The 24493-nt window shown below is 69.6% G+C and carries 21 protein-coding genes; 12 read left to right on the top strand and 9 right to left on the bottom strand.

Annotation, left to right across the window (positions count from 1 at the left end; translation table 11 throughout):
- Nucleotides 1-17 precede the first annotated feature (17 nt).
- Nucleotides 18-1346: an FAD-binding oxidoreductase gene (locus FU260_RS14330; protein WP_147917682.1), complete on the bottom strand. Its 1329-nt coding sequence runs from the start codon at nt 1344-1346 to the stop codon at nt 18-20.
- Nucleotides 1347-1461: 115 nt separating this feature from the next.
- Between FU260_RS14330 and FU260_RS14325 the strand changes: the two genes are divergently transcribed.
- The 4 genes from FU260_RS14325 to FU260_RS14310 all read left to right on the top strand — a co-directional run bounded on the left by FU260_RS14325 (nt 1462) and on the right by FU260_RS14310 (nt 9329).
- Entirely contained in the window at nt 1462-2403 is a 942-nt protein-coding gene (locus FU260_RS14325; protein WP_147917681.1) for a sigma-70 family RNA polymerase sigma factor, read from the top strand.
- A 27-nt stretch (nt 2404-2430) separates the two neighbouring features.
- A complete protein-coding gene (gene metH / locus FU260_RS14320; protein WP_147917680.1) occupies nt 2431-5961 on the top strand; it encodes a methionine synthase in 3531 nt (1176 codons plus the stop codon).
- Between the two features lie 151 nt (nt 5962-6112).
- Nucleotides 6113-7498 (top strand): family 4 glycosyl hydrolase, encoded by a 1386-nt coding sequence (locus FU260_RS14315; RefSeq protein ID WP_147917679.1) that lies wholly within the window; start codon nt 6113-6115, stop codon nt 7496-7498.
- A gap of 106 nt (nt 7499-7604) precedes the next feature.
- The gene (locus FU260_RS14310; RefSeq protein ID WP_147917678.1) at nt 7605-9329 is read left to right on the top strand and encodes a pyruvate dehydrogenase; all 1725 of its coding nucleotides are present in this window, start codon (nt 7605-7607) and stop codon (nt 9327-9329) included.
- A gap of 17 nt (nt 9330-9346) precedes the next feature.
- Here the strand turns inward: FU260_RS14310 and FU260_RS14305 are convergent, their stop codons facing one another.
- Nucleotides 9347-10360 (bottom strand): LacI family DNA-binding transcriptional regulator, encoded by a 1014-nt coding sequence (locus tag FU260_RS14305; protein WP_147917677.1) that lies wholly within the window; start codon nt 10358-10360, stop codon nt 9347-9349.
- Between the two features lie 103 nt (nt 10361-10463).
- Here FU260_RS14305 and FU260_RS14300 point away from each other — a divergent pair, with 103 nt between their 5' ends.
- The 3 genes from FU260_RS14300 to FU260_RS14290 are packed head-to-tail and all read left to right on the top strand — an operon-like array spanning nt 10464 to nt 13740.
- Nucleotides 10464-11678: an Nramp family divalent metal transporter gene (locus FU260_RS14300; protein WP_168211778.1), complete on the top strand. Its 1215-nt coding sequence runs from the start codon at nt 10464-10466 to the stop codon at nt 11676-11678.
- A complete protein-coding gene (locus FU260_RS14295; RefSeq protein ID WP_235912491.1) occupies nt 11675-12709 on the top strand; it encodes an NAD-dependent epimerase/dehydratase family protein in 1035 nt (344 codons plus the stop codon). Before FU260_RS14300 ends, FU260_RS14295 begins: the two co-directional genes overlap by 4 nt.
- Nucleotides 12709-13740 carry a dihydrodipicolinate synthase family protein gene (locus FU260_RS14290; RefSeq protein ID WP_147917675.1) on the top strand — a complete coding sequence of 344 codons (1032 nt, stop codon included), beginning with the start codon at nt 12709-12711 and terminating at the stop codon, nt 13738-13740. Before FU260_RS14295 ends, FU260_RS14290 begins: the two co-directional genes overlap by 1 nt.
- Nucleotides 13741-13752: 12 nt before the next feature.
- Here the strand turns inward: FU260_RS14290 and FU260_RS14285 are convergent, their stop codons facing one another.
- Together FU260_RS14285 and FU260_RS14280 are read right to left on the bottom strand one after the other, a co-directional pair.
- Nucleotides 13753-14304: a YbaK/EbsC family protein gene (locus tag FU260_RS14285; RefSeq protein ID WP_147917674.1), complete on the bottom strand. Its 552-nt coding sequence runs from the start codon at nt 14302-14304 to the stop codon at nt 13753-13755.
- Complete coding sequence (locus FU260_RS14280) at nt 14304-14831, bottom strand: YbhB/YbcL family Raf kinase inhibitor-like protein (RefSeq protein WP_147917673.1); 528 nt, start codon at nt 14829-14831, stop codon at nt 14304-14306. The genes FU260_RS14285 and FU260_RS14280 overlap by 1 nt, the downstream gene beginning before the upstream one ends.
- Before the next feature lie 181 nt (nt 14832-15012).
- On the opposite strand from FU260_RS14280, the gene FU260_RS14275 reads away from it, so the two are divergent.
- Together FU260_RS14275 and FU260_RS14270 are read left to right on the top strand one after the other, a co-directional pair.
- Entirely contained in the window at nt 15013-15858 is an 846-nt protein-coding gene (locus FU260_RS14275) for a hypothetical protein (RefSeq protein ID WP_147917672.1), read from the top strand.
- Nucleotides 15855-17558, top strand: coding sequence for a Y-family DNA polymerase (locus FU260_RS14270; protein WP_147917671.1), 1704 nt, complete (start codon nt 15855-15857; stop codon nt 17556-17558). The genes FU260_RS14275 and FU260_RS14270 overlap by 4 nt, the downstream gene beginning before the upstream one ends.
- A 127-nt stretch (nt 17559-17685) precedes the next feature.
- On the opposite strand, the gene FU260_RS14265 is transcribed toward FU260_RS14270, so the two are convergent.
- Nucleotides 17686-18246, bottom strand: coding sequence for a P-loop nucleotide/nucleoside kinase family protein (locus FU260_RS14265; RefSeq protein WP_147917670.1), 561 nt, complete (start codon nt 18244-18246; stop codon nt 17686-17688).
- Between the two features lie 224 nt (nt 18247-18470).
- Here FU260_RS14265 and FU260_RS14260 point away from each other — a divergent pair, with 224 nt between their 5' ends.
- Nucleotides 18471-18854, top strand: a complete 384-nt coding sequence (locus FU260_RS14260) for a hypothetical protein (protein ID WP_147917669.1) — start codon at nt 18471-18473, stop codon at nt 18852-18854.
- A 19-nt stretch (nt 18855-18873) separates the two neighbouring features.
- Here the strand turns inward: FU260_RS14260 and FU260_RS14255 are convergent, their stop codons facing one another.
- Nucleotides 18874-19389 (bottom strand): nitroreductase family deazaflavin-dependent oxidoreductase, encoded by a 516-nt coding sequence (locus FU260_RS14255; protein ID WP_147917668.1) that lies wholly within the window; start codon nt 19387-19389, stop codon nt 18874-18876.
- 43 nt (nt 19390-19432) lie between these two features.
- Nucleotides 19433-19849, bottom strand: a complete 417-nt coding sequence (locus FU260_RS14250; RefSeq protein WP_147917667.1) for a MerR family transcriptional regulator — start codon at nt 19847-19849, stop codon at nt 19433-19435.
- A 114-nt stretch (nt 19850-19963) separates the two neighbouring features.
- On the opposite strand from FU260_RS14250, the gene FU260_RS14245 reads away from it, so the two are divergent.
- Nucleotides 19964-20971, top strand: coding sequence for an MBL fold metallo-hydrolase (locus FU260_RS14245; protein ID WP_147917666.1), 1008 nt, complete (start codon nt 19964-19966; stop codon nt 20969-20971).
- On the opposite strand, the gene FU260_RS14240 is transcribed toward FU260_RS14245, so the two are convergent.
- Nucleotides 20877-21578, bottom strand: a complete 702-nt coding sequence (locus FU260_RS14240) for an HAD family hydrolase (RefSeq protein ID WP_147917665.1) — start codon at nt 21576-21578, stop codon at nt 20877-20879. The genes FU260_RS14245 and FU260_RS14240 overlap by 95 nt on opposite strands.
- Before the next feature lie 30 nt (nt 21579-21608).
- Nucleotides 21609-23414: an HNH endonuclease signature motif containing protein gene (locus tag FU260_RS14235; RefSeq protein ID WP_147917664.1), complete on the bottom strand. Its 1806-nt coding sequence runs from the start codon at nt 23412-23414 to the stop codon at nt 21609-21611.
- A 263-nt stretch (nt 23415-23677) separates the two neighbouring features.
- On the opposite strand from FU260_RS14235, the gene FU260_RS14230 reads away from it, so the two are divergent.
- Nucleotides 23678-24472 carry an SDR family NAD(P)-dependent oxidoreductase gene (locus FU260_RS14230; protein ID WP_147917663.1) on the top strand — a complete coding sequence of 265 codons (795 nt, stop codon included), beginning with the start codon at nt 23678-23680 and terminating at the stop codon, nt 24470-24472.
- Nucleotides 24473-24493: the final 21 nt, after the last annotated feature.

Below are 24493 nucleotides of genomic sequence, written 5' to 3'. Positions count from 1 at the left end.
GGCGCCGGCACAACCCCTCACACCAGCGCGCTGAAATTGGCCCGGAACACCCCCTGCGGGTCGCGCTCACGCTTGATCTGGCGCAGCCGTTCGAGGGAGTCGGCCGGGAGCGCGTCGGCAAGGCCCTCGTTCGCCCGGAGCATCGTGACCGGCTTGTGCCCGCTGGTGGGCAGGGAATCGGCGAGACGCTGCTGCCTGTCGATGATCGAGGTGGCGTCGGCCAGACCGGGTGAACCCAGCAGGTACACCCCGTACGGCTCCGCCAACGCCCCGTGCGGCGTATCGCTCGGCTGGGCGAGCGCCCCACCGAGGTGGCGCACCTGGACGGCCAGGAGGGGAGCGATCGGTTCCGCGAGGAGGGCGGTGATGGCATCGTCGTCCAGCCGGGTGAGCAGCTCCGCCCGGGACATGCCGGGACTGGGGTCGGTCGGCTCGGCGGTGATGCTGCCCAGCTCGGCCACGGAGAGCATCCCGCGCGAGTCGCTGAGCGGGGCCGGCAGGGCCTCGAGTGCACTCAGGAGTTCGCGGCCGGTCGCCTCGGGGCCGAGGTAGGTGAGGTCGATCGCCACCAGCGGGTTGGCGCCGGGGAAGCTCATCAGCTCGAGCCAGAGGGTGAGCTCGTCCGGAGCCGCAGCCGTCACCTCCCGGAACGCCCGTGCGACCGCCGGTGCGTGCGAGGCGTCCCAGAGCATCCGGCCGCCATACACCGCCGGCGCCTCCTGCAGGGCGATCTCCACGCCGGTGACGATGGCGTAGTCGCCGCCTCCGCCGCGCAGTGCCCAGAACAGCTCGGCGTCGTGCTCGGCATCCACCCGCGCCGCCCGGCCCTGCGCGTCGACGACGTCGAGCGCGGTGACGGACTCTGCCACCCACCCGAAGGCCCGCCCGAACCAGCTCAGCCCGCCACCGAGGGCAACACCGGTGACGCTGACCACGGGAGAACTGCCCGGCAGCGCTGTGAGGCCGTATGCCGCAGTGGCCCGTTGCAGCTCTCCGGAGGAGACGCCCGCACCGATCCGGGCCAGCCGGTTCTCGGCATCGATCTCGATGTCCGCCAGTGGGGCGGTGCGCAGCAGGATGGCGCCGGCGGTGCGCCCGCTCGCACCGTGCCCGTTCGGCTGGGTCGCGATCGAGACCCCCGTGGCAGCGGCAAAGTGGACGAGGGCGATCACATCGGTGACATCGCGTGCTTCGACCACGGCAGCGGCCGGCTGGTCGATCGCCAGGTTCCACGGCTGGCGGGCGTGGTCGAAGCCGTCATCGCCGGGCACCCAGGTTCGCCCGCGGACGGTGGCCCGCAGCTCGGTCGCCTGCGCGGTACTGAGGAGGGAGTGTCGGTCGGTCATGAGAGTGTGTCCTCGGCTGTGGATAGTGTGACGGTGCCGCGGCGCGACCCGGTTCACTAGGTATGACGTGCCGGGTAGGTCAGATGTGACGGGTTGACGAAGACAGGAGCGCCGGATGGCTGAACGCACACCGGTAGCCACCGGCGCACAGCCGGCCGGTACGGGTGTGCTCGCCGAGAGGTTCGCTGCCCAGCGTCGCCGTCTGCACGCGATCGCCACCCGGATGCTCGGCTCGCACTGGGACGCCGATGACGCCGTACAGGAGACCTGGATCCGGCTGCAGCGCAGCGACGCTGACAGCATCGAGAACGTCGAGGCCTGGCTGACCACTGTCATCTCGAGGATCTGCGTGGACCAGCTGCGCCGGACGGCCACCCGGCAAGAAGATCTGGGCGCCGAGCTGCCCGAGCCGGAGCAGACCGGTGGGGCCGAGCATCCGGAGGCGGCGGCGCTGACCGGCGACGCGGTGAACATGGCTCTGCTGGTGCTCGAGGAGTTGCCACCGCTGGAACGGCTCGCGTTCGTGCTGCACGACGTGTTCGGCCTCCCGTTCGACGACATCGCACCGATCGTGCAGCGATCCTCGCCGGCTACCCGCCAGCTTGCCTCCCGGGCCCGCAAGCGAGTGGCCCGGATCGACGTCCACGGCGAACGCCGCCGTCGCAGCGATGCCGTCGACGCTTTCCTCCGAGCATCCCGAGACGGCGACTTTCGCCGCCTGCTGCAGGTGCTCGATCCGGAGATCAGGGTGCGCGCTGACTCCGAGGTGATCGCCGCGTCGGCGCCGTTCGTCGCCGCGGGTGCACCGGTCCTGGCGCCGTCGCTGCGAGGAGCGGACGCGGTGGCGCGAGCATTTGCCGGCCGCGCGTCGCTGGCCCGCCGCGCGCTGATCGACGGGGCACCCGGTGCCGTCTACCTCAGTGAGGGAACGGTAGCGGCGGCCTATCTCCTGCACCTGCAGGAAGGCAGGATCGTGCAGATCGAGGTGATCGGTAACGCCGAACGCCTCGATGCGCTCGACATCACCGCTGTACAGGACCCAGACGCCGCCCGCTGAGCCTCCCGACGCTCCTACACTGAGCCCATGCGCCCAGATCGATCTACTGCCCTGTTCGAAGCCCTGCGGACCCGAGTGGTGGTCGCCGATGGCGCGATGGGCACCATGTTGCAGGACGCAGAGCTCACCCTCGCGGACTTCGACGACCTGGAGGGCTGCAACGAGATCCTCAACGTCACCCGCCCGGACGTGATCGAAAGCATCCACGACGCGTACTTCGCCGTCGGAGTGGACTGCGTGGAGACGAACACGTTCGGCGCGAACGCCTCCAACCTGGGCGACTACGACATCGTGGAGCGGATCGCCGAGCTCGCTGAGGCCGGTGCCGCCATCGCCCGCCGCTCCGCGGACAAGCACGCTCGCCCCGATCGCCCCCGCTGGGTGCTCGGCGCGATGGGCCCAGGAACCAAGCTGCCCAGCCTCGGGCACGTGCCCTACGCCGACCTCAAGGCCAGCTTCGCCGACCAGGCCGAAGGCCTGATCCGCGGCGGCGCGGACGCGATCCTGATCGAGACCAGCCAGGACCTGCTGCAGACGAAAGCGGCGATCAACGCCGTGAAGGTCGCCCGGGAGCGCACCGCCGTCGACATCCCGATCATCGCCCAGGTGACGGTGGAGACCACCGGCACCATGCTGATGGGATCGGAGATCGGTGCCGCACTGACGGTGCTGCAGGCCCTGGGCATCGATGCGATCGGGCTGAACTGCGCGACCGGGCCGGAGCAGATGAGCGAGCACCTGCGCCACCTCGCCAAGCACGCATCGATCCCGGTCACCTGCCAGCCGAACGCCGGCCTGCCGGTGCTCGGCAAGAACGGTGCCGAGTACCCGCTCACCCCGGCCGAGCTGGCCGCCGCGCACACCCAGTTCACCGGGGAGTTCGGCCTGTCCCTGGTGGGCGGCTGCTGCGGCACCACCCCGGAGCACCTGCGCGCCGTGGTCGAGGCCGTGCACGGCAAGCCGGTCACGCCCCGCACCCCCGAACCGACCTACGGCGTGGCGAGCCTGTACTCGCACACCGACTTCGACCAGGACGCCGCGTTCCTGGCGATCGGGGAGCGCACCAACGCCAACGGTTCGAAGGCGTTCCGGGAGGCGATGCTCGCGGAGAACTGGGACGAGTGCACCCAGATCGCCCGCGCCCAGACCCGCGACGGCGCGCACCTGCTGGACGTGTGCATCGACTACGTCGGCCGAGACGGGGTCCGCGACGCCCACGAGGTGATCTCCCGCCTGGCGAGCGCATCCACGCTGCCGCTGGTGATCGACTCCACCGAGCCGGAGGTGATCCAGGCCGGGCTCGAGCTGGTCGGCGGGCGGGCCGTGGTGAACTCGGTGAACTTCGAGGACGGCGATGGCCCCACCTCCCGCTACGCCCGAGTGATGCCCCTGGTCCAGGAGCACGGCGCTGCTGTGGTGGCACTGACCATCGACGAGCAGGGCCAGGCCCGCACCGCCGAGCACAAGGTCGCTGTGGCCTCCCGGCTGATCGAGGACCTCACCACCCGGTGGGGGATGGCGGTGCAGGACATCATCGTCGACGCCCTCACCTTCCCGATCGCCACCGGCCAGGAGGAGACCCGGCGGGACGCGATCGAGACGATCGAGGCGATCCGTCAGCTCAAGGCCCGCTACCCCGGGGTACACACCACGCTGGGTGTCTCGAACGTGTCCTTCGGGCTGAATCCGGCCGCCCGGGTGGTGCTGAACTCGGTGTTCCTGCACGAAGCCGTCGAGGCCGGGCTGGACTCGGCGATCGTGCATGCCGCGAAGATCCTCCCGCTCGCTTCGATCCCGGACGAACAACGCCAGGCTGCGCTGGACCTGGTCTGGGACAAACGCGTCTATGACAGTGACGGCGCGATGTCCCACGATCCCCTGGCGCACCTTCTCGAGGTGTTCTCCGGGGTGGACACCGCCGCGATGAAGGATGCGCGTGCTGCCGAGCTGGCGGCCCTCCCGCTGGACGAGCGGCTCGCCCGCCGGATCATCGACGGCGAGATGAAGGGCCTGGTCGAGGACCTGGACGCCGGTCTGGCCGAGGGGTGGAAGGCGCTGGACATCGTCAACGACCACCTGCTCGCCGGGATGAAGGTGGTCGGCGAGCGGTTCGGTGCCGGTGAGATGCAGCTGCCGTTCGTGCTGCAGTCCGCGGAGACGATGAAGACCGCCGTGGCGCACCTGGAACCGCATATGGAGAAGATCGCCGATGATGCCGGCAAGGGCACTATCGTGATCGGCACCGTGCGCGGAGACGTGCACGACATCGGTAAGAACCTGGTGGACATCATCCTGTCCAACAACGGGTACACGGTGGTGAACCTCGGCATCAAGCAGCCGGTGGCCGCGTTCATCGAAGCCGCGCAGACCCACCAGGCCGACGTGATCGGGATGAGCGGGCTGCTGGTGAAGTCCACCGTGGTGATGAAGGAGAACCTCGAAGAGCTGAACGGGCGCGACCTGGCCGGCGCCTACCCGGTGCTGCTCGGTGGGGCAGCGCTGACCCGGGTGTACGTCGAGGACGACCTCGCCGACCTCTACGGCGGCCAGGTGCGTTACGCCCGGGACGCCTTCGAAGGGCTGCGCCTGATGGAGCCGCTGGTGCGGATCGCACGGGGAGAGGCACCGGACGCCGTCGGCCTGCCGCCGCTGAAGAAGCGCCGGCATGCCCAGGTGACCCTCACCGAGACCGCACCCGAGGACCTCCCGGCGCGTTCCGACGTCGCCCTGGACAACACCATCCCGACCCCACCGTTCTGGGGGACCCGGGTGGTGAAGGGCATCGCCCAGGCCGGCTATGCGAGCTTCCTGGACGAGCGCGCGACGTTCATGGGGCAGTGGGGCCTGAAGCCGAGCCGGGGTGAGGGGCCGAGCTATGAGGAGCTGGTGGCCACGGAGGGCCGCCCGCGGCTGCGGCAGTGGTTGGAGCAGATCGCTACGGACGACCTGCTGATCCCGTCGGTGGTGTACGGGTACTTCCCGGCGGTGGCCGAGGGTGATGATCTGGTGATCCTGCACCACGACGGGCCGGACGGTGGTTCCGGCGGCCAGGCCGGCACCGAGCGGCTCCGGTTCTCCTTCCCCCGCCAGCACCGGGACCGGCACCTCTGCCTGGCCGACTTCGTCCGGCCGCGCGAGTCCGGGGAGGTGGACCTGATCGGGATGCAGCTGGTCACCGTGGGACCGCGGGTGGCCGAGCGTACCGCCGAGCTGTTCGCCGAGAACCGGTACCGGGAGTACATGGAGCTGCACGGGCTCTCGGTGCAGCTGACCGAGGCACTCGCCGAGTACTGGCACGCCCGGGTGCGCGAGGAGCTCGGCTTCGCTGCTGAGGACCCGGAGAACCTGGAGGGGATGTTCAAGGTGGCCTACCGCGGCGCCCGGTACTCCTTCGGCTACCCGGCCTGCCCGGACTTGGCCGACCGCGCCAAGATCGTCGAGCTGCTGCGCCCGGACCGGATCGGGGTGAGCCTGAGCGAGGAGCTGCAGCTGCACCCGGAGCAGTCCACCGACGCGCTGGTGTTCCACCACCCGGAGGCGAAGTACTTCTCGGTGTGAGCGGGCGGGGCCACACCATGCCGAGGCACCCTGTGGGATCGGAGCGAACCTCTACCCTGCTTCCATCCCCGGAAGCTACCTCCGATGCCGGTTTCGCACGAGGCGGCGGTCGGCGTGCGGGGCAGCGGTGGAAAGGTGACATGATCACGGTGTGCGACTGACGATCCTCGGCGGAGGCGGCTTCCGGGTCCCCCTGGTGTACCGGGCCCTGCTGGCCGACGCCTCCCCGGAGCGGGTCACCCAGGTACGGCTCTACGACACCGACCCCGTGCGCGCGCGTGGTATCGCGCAGGTGCTCAGCGCGCAGGCGGCAGGCCGGGCGGATGTTCCCGAGGTCGTGGTGTGCACCGAGCTGGACGAGGCGCTGGTCGGCGCCGACTTCGTGTTCTCCGCGATCCGGGTGGGTGGCACCGCCGGGAGGGCCGCGGACGAGCGGATCGCCCTGCGGCACGGCCTGATCGGGCAGGAGACCACCGGTGTGGGCGGTATCAGCTACGCACTGCGCGGTCTGCCCGTGGTGGCCAGCCTGGCCGAACGGATCCGCGCCGTGTGCCCCGAGGCCTGGGTGATCAACTTCACCAACCCCGCCGGCATGGTCACCGAGGTGATGACCAGCATCCTCGGTGAACGCGTGATCGGCATCTGCGACTCTCCGGTGGGGCTGGCACGCCGAGTCCTCACCACGCTGGAGGGTGCCGACCTGGTGGCCCCGGGCAGTGCGGCCGGTGTGGGCCTGGGCGGCAGTACCGTGCACGTGGACTACATCGGGCTAAATCACCTGGGCTGGCTGCGCGGGCTGCAGGTGGACGGGGTGGACGTGCTCGGCGAGCTGCTCGCCCGGCCGGACCTGATCGCCTCCTTCGAAGAGGGACGGCTGTTCACCCCCGGGTGGATCCAGACCCTCGGCGCAGTGCCGAACGAGTACCTGCACTACTTCTACTATCAGCGCGAGGCCCGGGCCGCCGAAGCGGCGGCAGAAGCCACCCGCGGCGTCTACCTGGAGCAGCAGCAGGGCGGCTTCTACGCCGCGGCGTCCGACCTGCCGGCGGAGCAGGCTGAGGCGCTGTGGGAGCGCACCCGCGCCGACCGGGAGGCCACCTACATGGCCACCAACCGGGAGGCGGCGGGCAGCTTCGAGCGGGACGAGAGCGATCTGGTCTCCGGAGGGTATGACCAGGTGGCGTTGGCGATCATGCACGCGATCGCGCACGACGACGGAGCCGAGCTGATCTTGAACGTCCCCAACGCTGGGCTGCTTCGCGAGCTGGACGAGCAGGCGGTGATCGAGGTGCCCTGTCGGGTGGATGCCGCAGGGGTGCATCCGCTCCCGGTCGACCCGTTGCCCGGCTATGCGCGGGGCCTGGTCACGACCGTGAAGTACGTGGAGCGGTGCACCATCGAGGCCGCCCTCACCGGTAGCAGGGACGCGGCCCTGAGGGCCCTGGCCGCCCACCCGCTGACCGACAGTGTGGCCGTGGCCGCCGAGGTACTCGAGGACTTCCTGGCCACGCACCCCCAGCTGGCCTACCTGCGGTAGGCGAGCTCCGCCGTCGAGAATCGGTCAGTCACGCGGCACGCCGGATGCGGAGGAGGCCGCGGGGTGATGGACTACCGCTATCGCGATCCATCCGGGAGGAAGAGCTGTGCCCACCGCTGCCGAACAACTGGTCGACACTCTGCATGCGGCGGGCGTACGCCGTATCTACGGGTTGGTGGGGGACAGCCTGAACCCGATCACCGAGGCCATCCGCACGCACGACGATATGGAGTGGGTGCACTGTCACAACGAGGAGTCCGCTGCGCTCGCCGCCGCGGCCGACGCCCAGCTCACCGGTGAGCTCGCCGTCTGCGCCGCCAGCTGCGGGCCGGGCAACACCCACCTGATCCAGGGTCTGTACGACGCGCACCGCACCGGGGCACCGGTGCTGGCGATCGCCTCGCACATCCCTTCGGCGCAGATCGGGTCCACCTACTTCCAGGAAACCCACCCGGAGCGGCTGTTCGTGGAGTGCAGCCACTGGTGCGAGATGATCAACGGCGTCGAACAGCTCCCGCGTGCCCTGCGGATCGCCATGCAGACGGCGGTCGGCAAGCGGGGGGTGTCCGTGCTGGTGCTCCCGGGGGACGTGAGCGCGCGGGACGCACGCGGCCGCGTACCCACCTGCGTGCCGATCCCGCCCGGACGGATGGCTCCGGATCCGCAGCGGGTGGCCGAGCTGGCCGCACTGGTGAACGCCGCAGAGAAGGTCGCGATCTTCGCCGGTGCCGGAGTGGCGGACAGCCGCGAGGAGGTGCTGGCGTTTGCGGAGAAGGTGAAGGCACCGGTCGGGCACTCCCTCGGCGGCAAGGAGTGGATTCAGCACGACAACCCGTACGACGTGGGGATGAGCGGTCTGCTCGGCTACGGCGCCTGCCACGAGGCGCTGCACGAAGCGGACCTGGTGCTGCTGCTCGGCACCGACTTCCCGTACCCGGAGTTCCTGCCGCAGCGCAACACCGTGCAGGTGGACGCCGCCGCGGAGGCGCTCGGCCGCCGCACCCCGCTGGAGCTGGGCATCTGCGGCGATGTCGGCCTGACCCTCGCAGCCGTCATGGACACCGTGAAGGTGAAGACCCGTCGCAAGTTCCTCGACGACATGCTCCGCCGGCACGAACGTGCCCTGACCAAGGTGGTGGACGCCTACACCAAGGACGTCGCCCACCTGCGCCCGATCCACCCCGAGTACGTGGCCGATGTGCTCGACGAGGTGGCCGCAGAGGACGCGATCTTCACGGTGGACACCGGAATGTGCAACGTCTGGGCGGCCCGCTACCTCACCCCGAACGGCCGCCGGCGGGTGATCGGCTCCTTCCGGCACGGAACGATGGCGAATGCGCTCCCGCATGCCATCGGGGCGCAGAAGGCCTATCCCGGCCGCCAGGTGATCTCCATCTCCGGTGACGGCGGGCTGGCGATGCTGCTGGGTGAGCTGCTCACCGCCGCCGAACAGAACCTCCCGCTGACCGTGGTGGTGTTCAACAACGGATCGCTGGGCATGATCCGGCTGGAGCAGATGGTCGCCGGCTACCCCTACTTCGGCACCGACCACACGGCAGACTTCGCCGCGATCGCCCGCGGGTGCGGGATCGAGGCCAGCACAGTCACCGAGCCGGAGAAGGTGCGCGAAGCGCTGACTGCGGCGCTGGCCCACCCGGGGCCGTCGCTGCTGGACGTACGCACCGATCCGGATGCGCTCTCGCTGCCGCCCACGATCACCGGCGGACAGGTGAAGGGGTTCGCGCTGGCCGCCACCCGCACCGTGCTGGACGGGGGAGTCGGCCGGATGCTGCAGCTGGCACGCTCGAACCTGCGCAACATTCCGCGGTGAAGGGGCTGGGCCCTCGATCAGGTGGCTGCAGGTGGGGCTGCGGTCGTGGCCCGTACCACCAGCTGTGTGGGCAGTGCGGTCTCGATCAGCTCCTGGTCCGGTGCCGGGGTGAGGGCGAGCGTCAGTGCGGCCGAGCCCATCTGCCGTAGCGGCAGCCGCACCGAGGTCAGCTGCAGGTCCCGGGAGACCGCGATGTCGTTGAACCCGGCCACCGAGACCTCGTCGGGGACGCGGCGACCGTGGTCGCGCAGCCAGGACAGGGCACCGATCGCCATCTGGTCCGCCGTTCCCACCAGGGCAGTGATCTCCGGGTGCGCCGCAAGCAGCTCGCCGGCACCGGTATAGCCCGCGTCCCGGGTGGCCTCACCGCGGCGCAGGTGCAGCACCCCGCCCGCGTCCTCGGCCACGGAGCGCAGGCCGTCCAGGCGCTCGATCGTGGAGCCGACGTTGGCCACGCCGACCAGTACACCGATCTGCCGATGCCCCAGGTCGAGCAGATGCCGACCCAGGGCACGTGCCCCGCCGGCGTTGTCGGTGACGACCCGGTCCACCGGGACCTGCGGCGCTCCGATCGCCACCGCCCGCCCACCGCTGGCAGTGAAGGACCGGATCCGGGCGTCCATCCCGGCGATGTACGCCTCGTCCACCAGTCCGGATCCGGCGATGATCACATACCCGGTGCGGTGTGCCTGGAGCAGGCGGAAGTATTCCAGCTCCCGGTCGATGTCCCGGTCGGTGTTGCAGATGGTGACCAGCAGGTGCCGGGCGGTGGCAACGTCCTGCACGCCGTTGACGATCTCGGAGAAGTACGGGTCGTCCACGGTACCGACCAGCACCCCGACAGTGCGCGGGTCACCGCTGAGCAGTGCCTGCGCCTGGGCGTTCGGTACATAGTCCAGGTCGCGCGCGGCCTCGATCACCCGGAGGCGCAGGTCCTGGGCCACCGGGTAGGTGCTGCCGGAGAGCACCCGGGAGGCCGTCGGCACCGAGACATCCGCCCGGCGCGCGACATCCCGCAGGTTCACCGCCATGCCTGTAGAGAGTAGAGCACCGAGCCGCACCCGCCGACCACTTGACGCGCACCTGGCTCATCTCCTACGGTCGTCAGAAATCTCCCTAAGAAAAGGCTTTCTCATGACATCGACGTCTTCATCGGCGCCACCGCGGCGCGGGTTTGCCAAGCTCGGGCCGGCGTTCATCACTGCCGCGCTCGTGTTCGGACCAGGGAGTATCACCACTGCCAGCTCGATGGGTGCGGACTTTGCCTACGACCTGGTCTGGGTGCCGGTGATCGCTACGGTCCTGATGCTCTGCTTCGTCGACCTGTGCGTGCGGATCGGGCTGAGCACCGATTCCGGACCGATCGGGACGATCTCCAAGCGCTTCACCCGGGTGGCCGGGGTGCTGGTGGGTCTGGGTGCCTTCGCGGTGACCGCCAGCTTCCAGGCCGGGAACTCGGCGGGCACCGGTGCGGCGATGTCGGTGCTGTTCGGCGGGGACTCGACACTGTTCGCGATCCTGTTCACCCTCGTGGCGCTCGGCTTCGTCTGGCTGCCCTCGTTCTATCGTCAGCTCGAGCGGGTGATGGTGGTGATCATCCTCGCGCTAGTGGTCATCTTCGTGCTCACCATGGTGGTGGCTCGACCGGACTTCGGCCAGGTTGTCGCTGGGCTCGTGCCGAGCTTCCCCTCGGGCTCAGCAGCCCTCGTGGTCGGCGCGGCCGCCACCACCTTCTCCGTGGTCGGTGCGCTCTACCAGATCCAGCTGGTGCGGGAGAAGGGCTGGACGGCGGCCGACTACCGGACCGCGCGCAAGGATGCGGTCACCGGAACGCTGATCCTGGGCGGCCTGTCCTTCGTCATCATGGTGGCCGCCGCCGCGGTGCTGAACCCGCGCGGGGCGAGCGTGCAGTCCCCGGCAGATATGGCCGCCATCCTGGAACCGGCGATCGGCGGCTGGGCCTCGACCCTGTTCGCGCTCGGTCTCTGGGCAGCCGCGTTCTCCTCCCTGATCGGCAACTCCACGATCGGTGGCGGCATGCTCGCTGGCGCACTGAACATCGAGGAGGGCGGGCTGTCCTCCCGCAAGGTGAAGCTATGCATCACCGCCGTCATCGTCCTCGGTGGCGTGGTGGCCACCATCTTCGGCGGACTGCCGGTCCAGCTGATCATCACCGCCCAGGCGGTGACCATCTTCGTGGTCCCGGCGATCGGCGTCCTGCTCGTCTGGCTCGGCCGTGTGCCAGAGCGCGGGGCACTGAAGCTGCCGACGGCACAGTTCGTGCTCGCGATCGCCGGAGTGCTCTTCCTGATCCTGCTCGCCATCAACTATCTGAGGAACTTGCTGTGAAGCCGATCGAGATGCCTACTGACGAGACCACCCTGGAGGAGCTGCTGTCCCGTCCGGGAGACGGCGTCGGCGAGGCGCTGGCCGCCCTGGGTGGTGACATCGTGCTGCTCGGCGCGGGCGGGAAGATCGGTCCGAGCATGGCCACGATGGCCCGCCGCGCGCTGGACTCGGTGGGCTCGGCCGCCCGGGTGATCGCCGTGTCCCGGTTCTCCGACCCGGCCGGTGCCCAGCGGCTGGAGGAGGCCGGTGTGCACGTCCACCGGGCCGACCTCGCGATCAGCGAGTCCTACCCGGATCTGCCCGATGCCGCGGCGGTGTTCTATCTGGCGGCGATGAAGTTCGGCACCTCGGCCGCAGAGCACCAGACCTGGTGGTCGAATGCCGCCATCCCGGTGCTGGTGGCCGACCGCTATCGCGGTGTGCCAACGATGGTCTACTCCACCGGCAACGTCTACCCGCTCACCCCGGTGGTCGGTGGCGGGTCGGTTGAGACCGATACGCCGGCACCGGTGGGGGAGTACGCCCAGTCCGCCCTGGCTCGGGAGCGACTGTTCACCAACGCCGCCCACCGCTGGGACACCCCCACCACCATCTACCGGCTGAACTATGCCTGCGAGCTGCGCTACGGCGTCATTGCCGACATCGCCGCGACGATGGCGGCCGGGGATGCGGTGGACGTGACCATGCCGGCGGTGAACGTGGCCTGGCAGGGGGACATCAACTCCTGGGCGCTGCGCTCGATCGGTACGGCCGGCGTACCCCCGACCGTGCTGAACGCCACCGGGCCAGAGACCGTCTCGGTGCGCCGGATCGCCACTCTGCTTGGCGAGGAGATGGGTGTCGAACCCACGTTCACCGGAGCCGAGGCGCCCGATGCCCTGCTCTCCGACGCCGGTGCCTGCCATGAGCTGTTCGGCTACCCCACGGTGCAGCTGCGGTCCCTGGTCCGTTGGGTGGGCCGCTGGGTCGCTGACGGCGGCCGGCAGCTCGGCAAGGCGACGAAGTTTCAGCAGCGAGAGGGGAAGTTCTGATGAGTACATCTGACGTGCACGCGCAGCTGGCCGGGCCGGTGGTCATCCCGGCGCATCCGCTGGCGCTGGACGCCCAGGGGCGCTTCGACGAGCAGGCCCAGCGCGCGCTCACCCGGTACTACCTGGACGCCGGTGCGCACGGCCTGGCCGTCGGCGTGCACACCACCCAGTTCGAGCTGCACGACGACCAGGGTCAGCTGGCTGCCGTCTGGGCGCTGGCCGCCGAGCAGCGCAGCCACGCCGGTACCGACCCGGTGCTGGTGGCGGGCCTGGTGGGCGACACCGCTCAGGCCGTCGCCGAGGCCGAGGCCGCCCGGGAGCTGGGCTATCACGCCGCGCTGCTCAGCCCGTGGGCGATGTCCGACCGCAGCGAGGATGCCCTGCTCGAACGCGCCCGGGCGGTCGGTGAGGTGATCCCGACGATCGGCTTCTACCTGCAGGAGAGCGTGGGTGGCCAGCACCTGAGCCGCGCCTACTGGCGCGCTCTGTTCGATCTGGACTCGGTGGTGGCGGTCAAGACGGCGCCGTTCGACCGGTACCGCACCGGCGATGTGGTGCAGGTGCTGCTCGAGCACGACCGCTGGGACGAGGTGGCACTGCTCACCGGCAACGACGACGCGATCGTGGCCGATCTGGTCACCCCCACCAGGTCCGGCGACCGGGAGATCCGCGCCCGCGGCGGCCTGCTCGGGCAGTGGGCGGTCGGTACCCGAGCCGCAGTGGCGATGGTGGCCAGCGCCGAGCAGGCCGCGGCTGCGCAGACGGTGGGGATGGACCTGCTCGCCTCCGGCAGCGACATGGTGGAGGTCAACGCTGCCGTGTTCGACGTCGCGCACGACTTCGCCGGCTGCGTGCCCGGGGTGAACGAGGTGCTGCGCCAGCAGGGGCTGCTCAGCTCGGCGCGCTGCCTGTCCGAGTCCGAACGGCTCTCCCCGGGGCAGACCGAGCTGATCGCCGGCGTGCGGCAGCGGTTCGGCGATCTGCTGGACGAGGAGTTCGTTGCCGAGAACCGCGACCGCTGGCTCAGCTGAGCCTCGGGCTGGTCAGGCCTCGATCGCCAGGTCCTCGATCACCTCGGCACCGGGCAGGCGGGCCAGGATCTCACCGGGCAGCAGGATCTTCGACCCCCGGATCCCGCTGCCGATGATCGCCGGCCCGGTGGTGGTGGCCGCATCCAGTAGCAGACGGTAGTGCTCCGGTAGTCCGATCGGGGTGATCCCGCCGTAGGCCATCGCGGTATCCGCCACCGCCCGGTCCATCGGCAGGAACGAGGCTTTGCGCACGTCCAGGAGTCGCTTGATCCTCGAGTTCACGTCCGCTCGGGTGGTGGCGCGGACGACGGCGGCCGCCAGTCGTTCTTCGCCGCCCCGTTTGCCCGCCACCAGTACGCAGTTCGCCGAGTCCACCAGCGGTAGCTGGTAGGTCTCGGTCATCGCCGCCGTCTCGGCCAGCTCGGGGTCGATCTCAGCCACCAGAACCTGCTTGACGGCGTCGGTTTCGTTCTGTGCCCACGTCTCCAGGGCGGTGCGCACCGGGTCGGCGACCAGTTCGAGGTGGTCCAGAACGGGCTGCCAGGTGAGGGTGCCGTACCGCATCACAGCTGGTAGGTCACGGTGATCACACCGCGAGCCAGCGTGTGGAACAAGCCCATGAAGTGCGCCTTGGTGGGGGTGTGTTCGGGCTCCAGCTCGAGGGTGGGCACGTCCAGGGCGTGGATGGTGAACACGTACCGGTGCTCCCGATCCCCAGCGGGAGGTGCCGCTCCCTCGTAACCGAACTCTCCGCCGTCGGACCTCAGGTGGAAGCCCGCTCCCGGAAGGGTGAGGTCGCTCTGCCCCTCGCCCTGCTCCAGCGAGGTGATCGCGGAGTCCAGGTCCACCACGGTCCAGTGCCAGTACCCCGAAGGGGTGGGGGCATCGGGATCGAAACAGGAGAGTAGGTAGCCCTGGGTGTTCTCCGGGGCACCGGACCAGCTCAGCTGCGGGGAGATGTTCTCACCTGCGGCCGCGTGCCGCGGATCCAGCCGAGCACCATCGGTGATGTCGGTGCTGGTCAGCGACATCGTCGGCGCCTGGGGGAGAGCCTCAAGGGGATGTGGGGGCAGCGGACGCTGGAGATCCATGGATGACTTCTCCTTCTCGAGTGTGGGCGTGCATCCCCACCCTACGGCGGGTGAGCGGAGTTGACAGGGAGGGTTCGCCGTCGTTCACTAATAGAACTGATGTTCTAGTGATGGTGAGAATGTCGGTGGCCCTTCGTACCGTGGTCTCAGATCGAACATCGGTTCGCTGAAAGGAGGAGACATGGCGACGGCGACGCGCTGGGAGGCCGCCCGGCGAGCCTTGACCCAGGCGGAGGCGAGCACCGGCGTGCGCACTCGGATCAGGGGTGCGACGGCGGCCGCGCGTCCTGCAGTCGACCTGTATCCCACGGCTGCGGGCGAGAGTGCTGCGTTGGACCGGGCGGAGCCGATGCAGACGGTCGACCCGGAGCTGTTGCTCCCGGTGCCGGCGGCGTTGTCCGGCCTGTTCCCTGAGGGCGGGCTGCGGCGGGGGAGCACCGTGCAGGTCAGTGGGGGGATGTCGGTGCTGCTCGCGCTCGCGGCGGCCGCGATGGCAGAGGAGTCCTGGTGCGCTCTGGTGGATCTGCCGGACGCTGGTCTGGCTGCAGCGGCCGGACTCGGCCTGGCGCTGCCGCGAGTGGTGGTAGTACCTCGGCCCGGGCCGGATGCGCCGGTGGTGCTGGCGACTGTGGCGGACGGTTTCGATGTGGTGGTGCTGGGGCGGGGGGCCGGTCTGGCGGAGCGGGACCGGCGCTCGCTGGCCTCACGGTTGCGGGTGCGGGGGGCGGTGCTGCTCACCACCCAGGCATGGGCTGGCGCCGACGTGGTGCTGCAGGTGATCTCCCGCTCCTGGAGCGGGATCGGTCGCGGGGACGGCATGTTGCGCACCGGTGAGCTGGAACTGTCCGCTCGGCACCGCCGGTACCCCGTGCCGCTGACTGCCCGGGTGCAGCTGGGGCCGGTGGGTCTGGCGGTGTCGGCGGCGGAGCCGGCAGTAGGGACGGCACCTGCTGGACGGCCGGCACGGGTGGTGCCCTCGATCGCTGTCCGGCGCGGGGAGCTGGTGCACAGGGAGGTGGTGGCATGACTGCGAGCGTGGCAGTCGAGACCGGAGCACAGCCTGCGGTCACTCGTCTGGTGGTGCTGTGGGTTCCGGACTGGCCGGTGGTCGCTGCGATGAACGAGGGGCTCGCCGGAGCGCACCAGCCGGTGGCACTGTATGACGGACGCGGGGTGGCTGCCGTATCCGCGCAGGCACGGGCGCAGGGGGTGCACCGGGGGATGCGGCGGCGTAGTGCGCAGGCGATCTGTCCGGAGCTGGTGCTGGTCGGTGTGGACGAAGGGCGCGATGTGCGTGCTTTCGAGCCGGTGGTCCAGGCGATCGAGGAGGTTGCCCCACACGTGACGCCGATGCGCCCGGGACTGGTGCTGACCGGTGCGCGCGGACCGACCCGGTACCTCGGCAGTGAGGAGCAGGTGGCCGAGCGATTCGTCGGCGCCGCAGCAGAGGCCGGTGCCGAGGCCCAGGTGGGAGTGGCCGACGGGCTGCTCGCCGCTGTGCTGGCCGCGCGTGCGGACAGGGTGGTGGCCCCTGGCACCTCGGCGGCGTTCCTTGCCGGACGGGATGTGCGTGAGCTGATCCATGTCACCAGCACCCGCCAGTCGCGAGCCGAGATGACCGAGTTCACCGGGGTGCTGCGGCGGCTGGGGCTGCCTACCCTCGGCGGGCTGGCGGAGCTTCCCAGCCGGCAGGTGCACGCCCGCTTCGGCGGGCTCGGTGAGCTGGCTCAGCGGCTGGCCAGGGGGTTGGACGCGCACCCGCCGCGCCCGGTCCGCTCGGAGCCGGACCTGACCAGTGCCGCCGATCTGGACCCGCCGGCGAACCGGCTGGACGTGGCGGCGTTCGCGGCCCGTCGGCTCGCCGAGGAGCTGCACCAGCGGATGGTGCGTCGCGGTGTGCTGTGCGGACTGCTCCGCGTCTTCGCCCGCACCTCCGAAGGGGGTGAGCTGGACCGGGCCTGGCGCATCGACGGGGCGCTGAGTGCTTCTGAGCTCACCGATCGGGTGCGCTGGCAGCTCGATGGCTGGCTGAGCGGTCGCAGCGGCCGCCCGCCCAGTGCGCCGCTGACCCATCTGGCGCTGACCGCTGAGGAGGTGATGCCGGCGGCCACAGTGCAGGAGGGACTCTGGGGGCGCAGTGGCCGCGGGGAGCGACAGGCAGGCCGTGCGGCACTGCGGATCCAGGGGCTGCTCGGTGCCGACGGGGTGCTCGCCCCAGTGGCCGAAGGGGGGCGCAGCCCACGGGACCGGATCAGGCTGGTGGCCTGGGGGGACGAGCTGAGCCCGGTGCGCGATCCGAACGCCCCCTGGCCCGGGCAGATCCCGCGGCCGTTGCCGGCGCGGGTGCCGACCGACCCGGTGCAGGTGCAGCTTCTCGGTGCCGATGGCGAGCCGGTGCAGGTAGACGAGCGCGGCCGGCTGAGCGGTACGCCGAGCACAGTGCTGGATGTGGCGCCTCTCCCCGGAGAGAGGGGTGCGCCAGGTGTGCCAGGTGCGCCGGGCGCGCCAGGTGTGCCAGGTGCGCCGGGCGCGCCAGGCGTGCCGGGAACGTCCGGCGCGTCCTCCCGACGACTTGAGGTGACGGGGTGGGCCGGGCCGTGGCCGGTGGTCGAGCGATGGTGGACCGGGAAGGCAGACCGGCACTACCTGCAGGTGACCGGAGCCGGCCACGCGCTCCTGCTTGCCGAGGACCGGGACGGCTGGTGGATCGAGGGGGTCTACGACTAGCTCGGGCTACGACTATCGCGCCGCTCGACGACTAGCTCGGGCTACGACTATCGCGCCGCTCGACGACTCCTGCTGGGGACAACCCGGTGTGACGGTGTTTGTCCGATTTGAGCGACCGCGACTATCGCTAGGAGACGTTGTACCCTCGCGGTCGTCCCTCGGAGGCAATATCGAAGGTCTCGCGCAAGAGGCGCGCCGCGTCCACCGGCGTGGTGGCCTCGGTATCGATGGTCAGCTCCGTTGGAGGCCGCTCTGTGCTGGAGGTGGCTGCTGCGCGGAGACGCCGCAGCGTACTCACGCTTGCGAGCTTGCGGAACTGCTGACGGTCGGCGTTCTCAATTCGCCGTTCCTGCTCGGCCGGTGACAGCACCAACTCCGCGAAACGTACCCGTCCTCCACGAGCGCTGACGTGCGAGACCACTCGGTCGGGGAAGCCTGCTGGCACAGTGTCCTCCGGTGCGAACGTGAAGATCAACGACCGCCCTGTGCCCGCAGCGGCACCGAAGGTGTCCAACCAGAACTGCTCGCGCAGGCGGACGAACTCGGGTGAACCGAACTCGAAGACCTCGAGAAGCAGGTCGACGACGAGGTGGTTGTGGAACACCGGCAGGCCGGTCAGCAACGACAGCTCGCGCGCGACGGTGAGTTTGCCGGACGCGGCAGGGCCGTGCAGGAATATCAGGTCCACGAGTCCAACCTATCCAGGGACAACCCCGTTGCCTCGTCTGACGTGTGGATGGGTGCCGCTTCCCATAGGTACCGCCATCACTGTGCACAGCCCCGTCGACACGTCGACGAGAAGACTCGCACGCGCTGCGTCGAATGAACCGCATGTAAGGCCCGTGCAAGATACGGCGACCACCGTGGACCGGCCGGTCGATACCGACCGGACATGAGTTCAAAGGAGTTGGCATGACCATCATCATGAACAGGATGACCACCGGACACGGGGCCGACGAGCGCCGCGGGGCACTCGAACGTTCGCAGCGCACCAAGCGCCGAGGTGCGGCCTGGAGTCGGATCACCACCGCCGTTGCCATCACTGCAGGTCTCTTCATGCTGCCTGCTGCAGCGGCTACTGCTGCACCTAGTGCGGACTCCGAATCGGGGGCAACGGCCTCCGACTCAGAGACCGCATCGTCCTGGAAGTACGAGGACTGGTACTTCTTCAAGTCGGGCTGCCAGGACGCCGGACAGAACTTGGTGGATAACCCCTACTTGGACTACGAGGACTACCAGTGCGTCCCCGTTGGCGACTGGCCCTTCGACGGGTATCACCTGTACATGAAGAGCTAGTAGCCGCGCTGAGCGCCACCTACCCCGCCGCCCCATCCGGGCGGGGTAGGTGGCTATCGGCGTGGTGCGCCGTGCGGTCATGGCTGCCACTGCGGAGCGTGAGCCGCACGACGGGTAGCCGTTCACCGAGCTCGACCGGGAGTGGCGCGTCCGAGGCAAGCTGGGGGAGCCCGAGGGCAGGGGCGAGCGCACGGGCGGCGAGCCGATGACGCTGCCGGTAGTCCTCCAGCACCGCCACCGCGTCGACCGGTCCGAGGATCTGTGCCCGCGCCCCACGCGGCCGCGACCAACCGCAGGTCACCCGCACCCGTGAGTCCGCGCTGAGGTTCCGCAGCCACTGTGCCGACCAGCCGTACCCAGAGACCACATGGATCACGTTCGTATCGATGCCGAGGGTTTCCAGCACCACCTGGCGGATCCGACCACTGCGCCGGCCACGGTGTTCGAGGAGCACGAACCGATGGCCGAGCAGTCCGCCCAGACCGATCCGGTACAAGGCGATCGGGGCTCGGGCGATCGAGCGCGGAAGCCTCATGACCGCACCGTAGCGATGCGGAACCGGCTTGCCGGAGTGCGGATCACGCGGTCCTCGGCCAGGCCTTGGTTCTCAGCCGCGTGCTCTCCGCGGTAGTGAAACCAGAACACTGCGGACAATCGGCGATGATCGGGTGTTCGCACTCGAGGGTGTGTGCCAGAAAGCGATCGGTAGCTGTGAGCAGTTCGATGCGACGCTGCAGCTCCGAGCGCTCCTCCTCGATCAGCGCCAATCGAGCATTGCGGCCAGACTGCCTCAGCTCACCAATCCGACGTAGTGACAGCCCGGCTCGCCGAAGCGTGCGGACCAGGCGCGCCTGGTCCAGGCTCTGCGCGTCGTAGCAGCGATGACCGGACCCGCTGCGTGGCGGACGCAGAAGCCCCACCGACTCCCAGTGCCTGAGCACATGGGCGTCCACACCGATGGTCACCGCGGCGTCGCCGATCTTCATACCGTCCATGCTTGCACCTTTACTTCAGGTCCACCTGAAGTTTTACCGTGCCACGGCAGGCGGTGATCTGCAGGCCGGTCGCGGCCATCACTGCATGGACGATCACAGAACGAAGGTGCTGTCATGCCAGATCCGGTGAAGCAACTGAGCGTGCTCGAATGTGGGAGTGCGGCAGCCGGGATGCTGCGTGGCGCCATCCTGCCGCGTAGGCCGGATCGCAGGCTCCTGGCATCGATCGCCGATGCCGGGCTACCCGAGGCCGATGGCACGGTGTCGGTGCGTGCTCTTGCCCAGGTGTCGCGGGCGATCCCCACGGCGGCGGCGGTGGAGGGGACGTTCATGCCGCGCCGGGTCGGTAGCGCCCTGACCGCATTCGTGATCGAGCATCCGCAGGCTCGATTCATCGTCGACCCCGGTGTCTGCCTCGATGTCGAAGAACGAGCGATCGCTGAGCTTCCGAGGGTGTTGCAGATGGTGGTGCGCCCGCGCCCACGCCCGGTGCCGACACTGACGGCCTTGCACCAGGCGGGCGCGGGCGCTCTCGACTTCGCTCTACCTACTCACGCGCACTGGGATCACGTCTGCGGTGTGCTGGACCTGCCGGGGTTACCTGTGTACCTGCACCGAATCGAGCACCAGTGGATCAACTCTGGTCCGGTCGCACCAGCCGGTGGGGTGCGCGATGCGTTGCGAGACCGCTCCATCGTCGAGTTCGATCTCGATGGGCCGCCGGTGCTGACCTTCACCGCGAGCCACGATCTGTTCGGTGACGGCACCGTGGTGCTGGTGGACCTCGCCGGACACACGCCGGGAAGCATCGGCATCCTCGCCCAGACGCGTAGCGGTCGCGTGCTGTTGGCGGGGGACGCCGCCTGGCACAGTCTGCAGATCGAGAAGATTCGGCAGAAGGCCAGCTTTCCTGGCAACTTCGTCGATCACGACCGAGAAGCGACCTTCCGGATGCTGCACCGCCTGCATCTGGCCAGCCAGACGGTCACCGTGGTCCCGACCCACGACCACGCAGCGGTCCAGCCGCTTAGCGATCGCCAGGAACCGCCGTCGCCGTCCCGGACCGATCCTCGAGCAGAGCGGCGAGCACATCGTCGACGCTCACCTCGGTCAGTGAGGTGAGCCTGCGGGCCACCGGGACTTGCGGGTCGGATGTGTGGCCGGCGAGGAACCACACCGGCATCCCGGCCCGGTGAGCGCTGGTGGCGCCGGCAGTCGAGTCCTCGAAGGCGATGCTTCGCCTGGGGTCCACACCGAGCTGGTCCGCAGCCCTCAGATAGGGCTCCGGATGTGGTTTGGGGTCGGTCACGTCCGCGGAGGAGACCACGGCCCCGAAGACCCCGGCGGCTTCAGCCACCAGCGTGGCGCTCGCGGCAGCGTTATTGGTGACCAGAGCACACGGCACGCCAGCTGCGGCAACGCTGGTGAGCAGCTCTCGGGCGCCGGGCAGCCAGGGCATCCGGGTGCGGATCTGTTCGGTGACGAACTCCACGGCGTCGCCGATGATCTCCTCGATGGTGCCCGGGACTCCGCGGTCGGAAAGAATGCTCGCCCACCGGGGCATCGGTTGACCGATCGTGGCGCGGAAGTCCGCTTCCATCCAGGTGACTCCGGCATTCTCGGCGAGTCGAGTCTGGGCAATCTGCCACTGCGGCTCGCTGTCGATCAGCGTGCCGTCCAGGTCGAACAGCGCGCCGCCGGGTAAGGGCGTGGGGGAGGTGTGGGGCACCTGTCCACGGTAGCCCGTTGCCGGAGTGGGTCAGAACGGGGGCGGATCAGGTTCCGGTGGCGGCTTTGTCCGCAGGTTCACTGTGCCTCGCGGCACACCCGTACTAGTAGGTCGTTGCCCGGCGAGTTCGCTGGGGCAGCGGTGTCGGTAGCGGTTGGCGGCGCCTTCTTCGGTGAGGTCGGGGAGGAGGTGGGTGCCGTGGGCATCGACGAGGTAGGTGGCTCCTGACGGGGCGTGCCAGTAGTAGCTGCCGGGGTGGACCATCACGTAGGCCCAGCGGCGGGCGGTCTTGACCCGGTGATGGCGGCGGCATAACGGCGCGAGGTTGCAGGCGCAGGTCGGACCCTGGGGGTAGGGGGTGACGTGGTCCAGGTCGCAGGAGCGTACCGGGGTGTGGCAGTGCGGGAAGATGCACTCGGTGTCGCGGTAGGAGACTTGGGCTCGGATCCGGTCGGGGATCTCGTAGGTGCCTACGGGGTGGTGGTCGGCGATATCCAGGACGGGCTGGACCTTGACCTTGGCTCCGGCGCACCAGGCCTTGATCTGGTCCACACTGACTGGGGCGAGGGTGTTCTCACACCGTCCCACCCGCTCCAGGCCACCGATCGCGTTCTCGCTCAGGTGCAGCACCAGCAGCACCTGCCGACGCGAACCCGGCGCAACCGGCACAGTACCGATCGGGCCCGTACCGCCCGGGCCGGTACCGCCCGGGCCGGTAGGCGTTCCGGGGGCCGCGGGTAGGCCAAACGCCGCACCCTGGCCGGGCTGCTCGGTCTGGCCGGGCTGCTCGGTCTGGCCGGTGCCCTCGGTGCTGGTGGCGCTGGGCGGGTCGCCGACCGGTAGCGCCACCTCACCGCGGGCGAGCATCCCCAACGCCTTCGCCCGCCGCACCCCCAACGATTCCGTCGACCCCGCCCGCGCCAGCTGCTCAGCCAGATCCCGGATCGCATGCTCGACATCGAGCGCATCAGCGTCGTCGAGGAGCCCGTCGATTCCGGTCAGCCCGATACCGCCGGCACCCAGCATCCTTGGGTCGGTGCCGGCGTCGCCCAGGTGGACCTGTACATCACGCGGGTCGTCCGCGGCGGCGGGGTCCGTACCGGTGTCGCTGGCCTCGTCGTCATCGTCGGACCTGTCGTCATCGTCGTCAGGCGTGGACTCCGCCGCTTCCTCGGGCTCGGGAGTGTGCCGGGCCAGGGCTGCCTGCACGCAGCGGTCTACCTGCGCCCAGGAGCAGGACCCGAGCACGCTGACGAGTTCGGCATCGAGCTCCGCAGCGGCAGCCCAGGGGAGGAGTGTGGTCTTCTCCGCCACCCGCAGTGCTCGCCACAACGCCACCCCTTCGCCACGGCACCGAGACCAGATGAGGGGCAGACGGTAGGCGAGCTCGCAGACCCCACCGACCAGCCGGGTCGCCGAGACCACACCGCGGCGCAGCGTGGCCGCAAGGTCCACCAACGCCAGGTCGGAGACCATCGGCGCACCCTCACCGGCGATCGCCACCGGTCGCGAGACCAGGAGACCGTCCAGGTCGCGGCGCAGGCGCCGCGGCCCCAGCTCATCACAGTTTGGCTCCGAGGCTTCGCTGCCGCTGCCGCTGCCGTCGCCGCTGCCGTCGCCGTGGGTGCTGCTGCGAGCCTCGGGACCGACGTCCAACGCTGCTCCCCAACGGTCTGGCTCGGCAGGAACCTCGTTCTCTTCCACCCACTCGATGAGCACCTCGGCCCTGGTCAACAACGAGCGGTCGATCCCCGCGTCGATCGCTCGCAGGTCTGACAGCACACTGCCCTCTCCCAGGCGGTGACCCGGGGTGAGGGGGAGCGGCTGTGCGACCATGAAATCAGTCAAGCACGGACCACTGACATCCCATACGAACCGCAAGATTTCAACGAAAACCTGACCTCCGCCGTCGTGCTGGTGGTTCGCTCCAGGAGACGGCGGATTCGTCACGACGCGTGATCGCGACAGCGCCCCATCTGTGCCGCGGGAGTGGGCTCGCGCCAGCAGTTCAGGGCACGGCAGCCCGGGGTCAGACGTCTCAGCGAGGCCAGCCGCTAGCATCAGTGTTCGCCCTGGAGGTACGACCGAGGATGGTTCTCATGGCACAGTTCGACGGCAAGGTGGCCCTGGTGGCCGGTGGTGCGTCCGGTATCGGCCGAGCAGTGGTCGAGCATCTCGCGAGCCGCGGTGCGGCGGTCGGATTCTGCGGGATCGACGCGGATCAGGTCCGCGCCACCGCGGAGGAACTACGCGAGCGCGGGCTTCAGGTGCGGGGCCTGCACATCGACCTGACGGACGCCCACCAGGCAGAGCGGTTCGTTGCCGACACGGTAGCGGAGTACGGCGGCCTGGACATCGTCGTCAACTCGGCCGGAATTCAGCGCTACGGGACCGTGGAGGACACTCCCGAGGACGTCTGGGACGCTGTGCTGGAGGTCAACCTCAAGTCCATCTACCTGCTCTCCCGGTTCGCCGTCGCGCACCTGCGTGCCCGCGGGGGCGGGTCGATCGTGAACGTCTCCTCGGTGCAGGCCTACGTCGCCCAGCACGGCGTCGCTGCCTATGCCGCTTCCAAGGGCGGCATCGTCGCCCTGACCAAGGCGATGGCGATCGACCACGCTTCGGACAACATCCGCGTGAACGTGGTCTGCCCCGGGTCCGTGGACACGCCGATGCTGCGCTGGTCGGCGGACCTGCACAAGGGCGACCACAGTGCCGATGAGGTGATCGCCGGCTGGGGCGGGGGACATCCGCTTGGCCGGGTGGGCCAGCCTGCCGAGGTTGCCGAGCTGGTCGCCTTCCTCGCGGGGGATGGGGCGTCCTTCATCACCGGTGCCGAGCACCGGGTCGACGGCGGTCTGTTGGCTTCCGTACCGGTGGTGCTGCCGGAATGAACCGCACCGTGAGCAGAGGAG

The organism is Ruania zhangjianzhongii (assembly GCF_008000995.1).
Classification (GTDB): domain Bacteria; phylum Actinomycetota; class Actinomycetes; order Actinomycetales; family Beutenbergiaceae; genus Ruania; species Ruania zhangjianzhongii.
The sequence above is the reverse complement of the archived record's forward strand: the minus strand, read 5'-3'. Positions and strand labels throughout refer to the sequence as shown.

Coding starts and splice junctions, on each gene's coding strand:
- FU260_RS14330 (WP_147917682.1), bottom strand. CDS start 1,346: ATGACCGACCGACACTCCCTCCTCAGTACCGCGCAGGCGACCGAGCTG.
- FU260_RS14325 (WP_147917681.1), top strand. CDS start 1,462: ATGGCTGAACGCACACCGGTAGCCACCGGCGCACAGCCGGCCGGTACG.
- metH (WP_147917680.1), top strand. CDS start 2,431: ATGCGCCCAGATCGATCTACTGCCCTGTTCGAAGCCCTGCGGACCCGA.
- FU260_RS14305 (WP_147917677.1), bottom strand. CDS start 10,360: ATGGCGGTGAACCTGCGGGATGTCGCGCGCCGGGCGGATGTCTCGGTG.
- FU260_RS14300 (WP_168211778.1), top strand. CDS start 10,464: ATGACATCGACGTCTTCATCGGCGCCACCGCGGCGCGGGTTTGCCAAG.
- FU260_RS14290 (WP_147917675.1), top strand. CDS start 12,709: ATGAGTACATCTGACGTGCACGCGCAGCTGGCCGGGCCGGTGGTCATC.
- FU260_RS14285 (WP_147917674.1), bottom strand. CDS start 14,304: ATGCGGTACGGCACCCTCACCTGGCAGCCCGTTCTGGACCACCTCGAA.
- FU260_RS14280 (WP_147917673.1), bottom strand. CDS start 14,831: ATGGATCTCCAGCGTCCGCTGCCCCCACATCCCCTTGAGGCTCTCCCC.
- FU260_RS14275 (WP_147917672.1), top strand. CDS start 15,013: ATGGCGACGGCGACGCGCTGGGAGGCCGCCCGGCGAGCCTTGACCCAG.
- FU260_RS14270 (WP_147917671.1), top strand. CDS start 15,855: ATGACTGCGAGCGTGGCAGTCGAGACCGGAGCACAGCCTGCGGTCACT.
- FU260_RS14260 (WP_147917669.1), top strand. CDS start 18,471: ATGACCATCATCATGAACAGGATGACCACCGGACACGGGGCCGACGAG.
- FU260_RS14255 (WP_147917668.1), bottom strand. CDS start 19,389: ATGAGGCTTCCGCGCTCGATCGCCCGAGCCCCGATCGCCTTGTACCGG.
- FU260_RS14250 (WP_147917667.1), bottom strand. CDS start 19,849: ATGGACGGTATGAAGATCGGCGACGCCGCGGTGACCATCGGTGTGGAC.
- FU260_RS14245 (WP_147917666.1), top strand. CDS start 19,964: ATGCCAGATCCGGTGAAGCAACTGAGCGTGCTCGAATGTGGGAGTGCG.
- FU260_RS14235 (WP_147917664.1), bottom strand. CDS start 23,414: ATGGTCGCACAGCCGCTCCCCCTCACCCCGGGTCACCGCCTGGGAGAG.
- FU260_RS14230 (WP_147917663.1), top strand. CDS start 23,678: ATGGCACAGTTCGACGGCAAGGTGGCCCTGGTGGCCGGTGGTGCGTCC.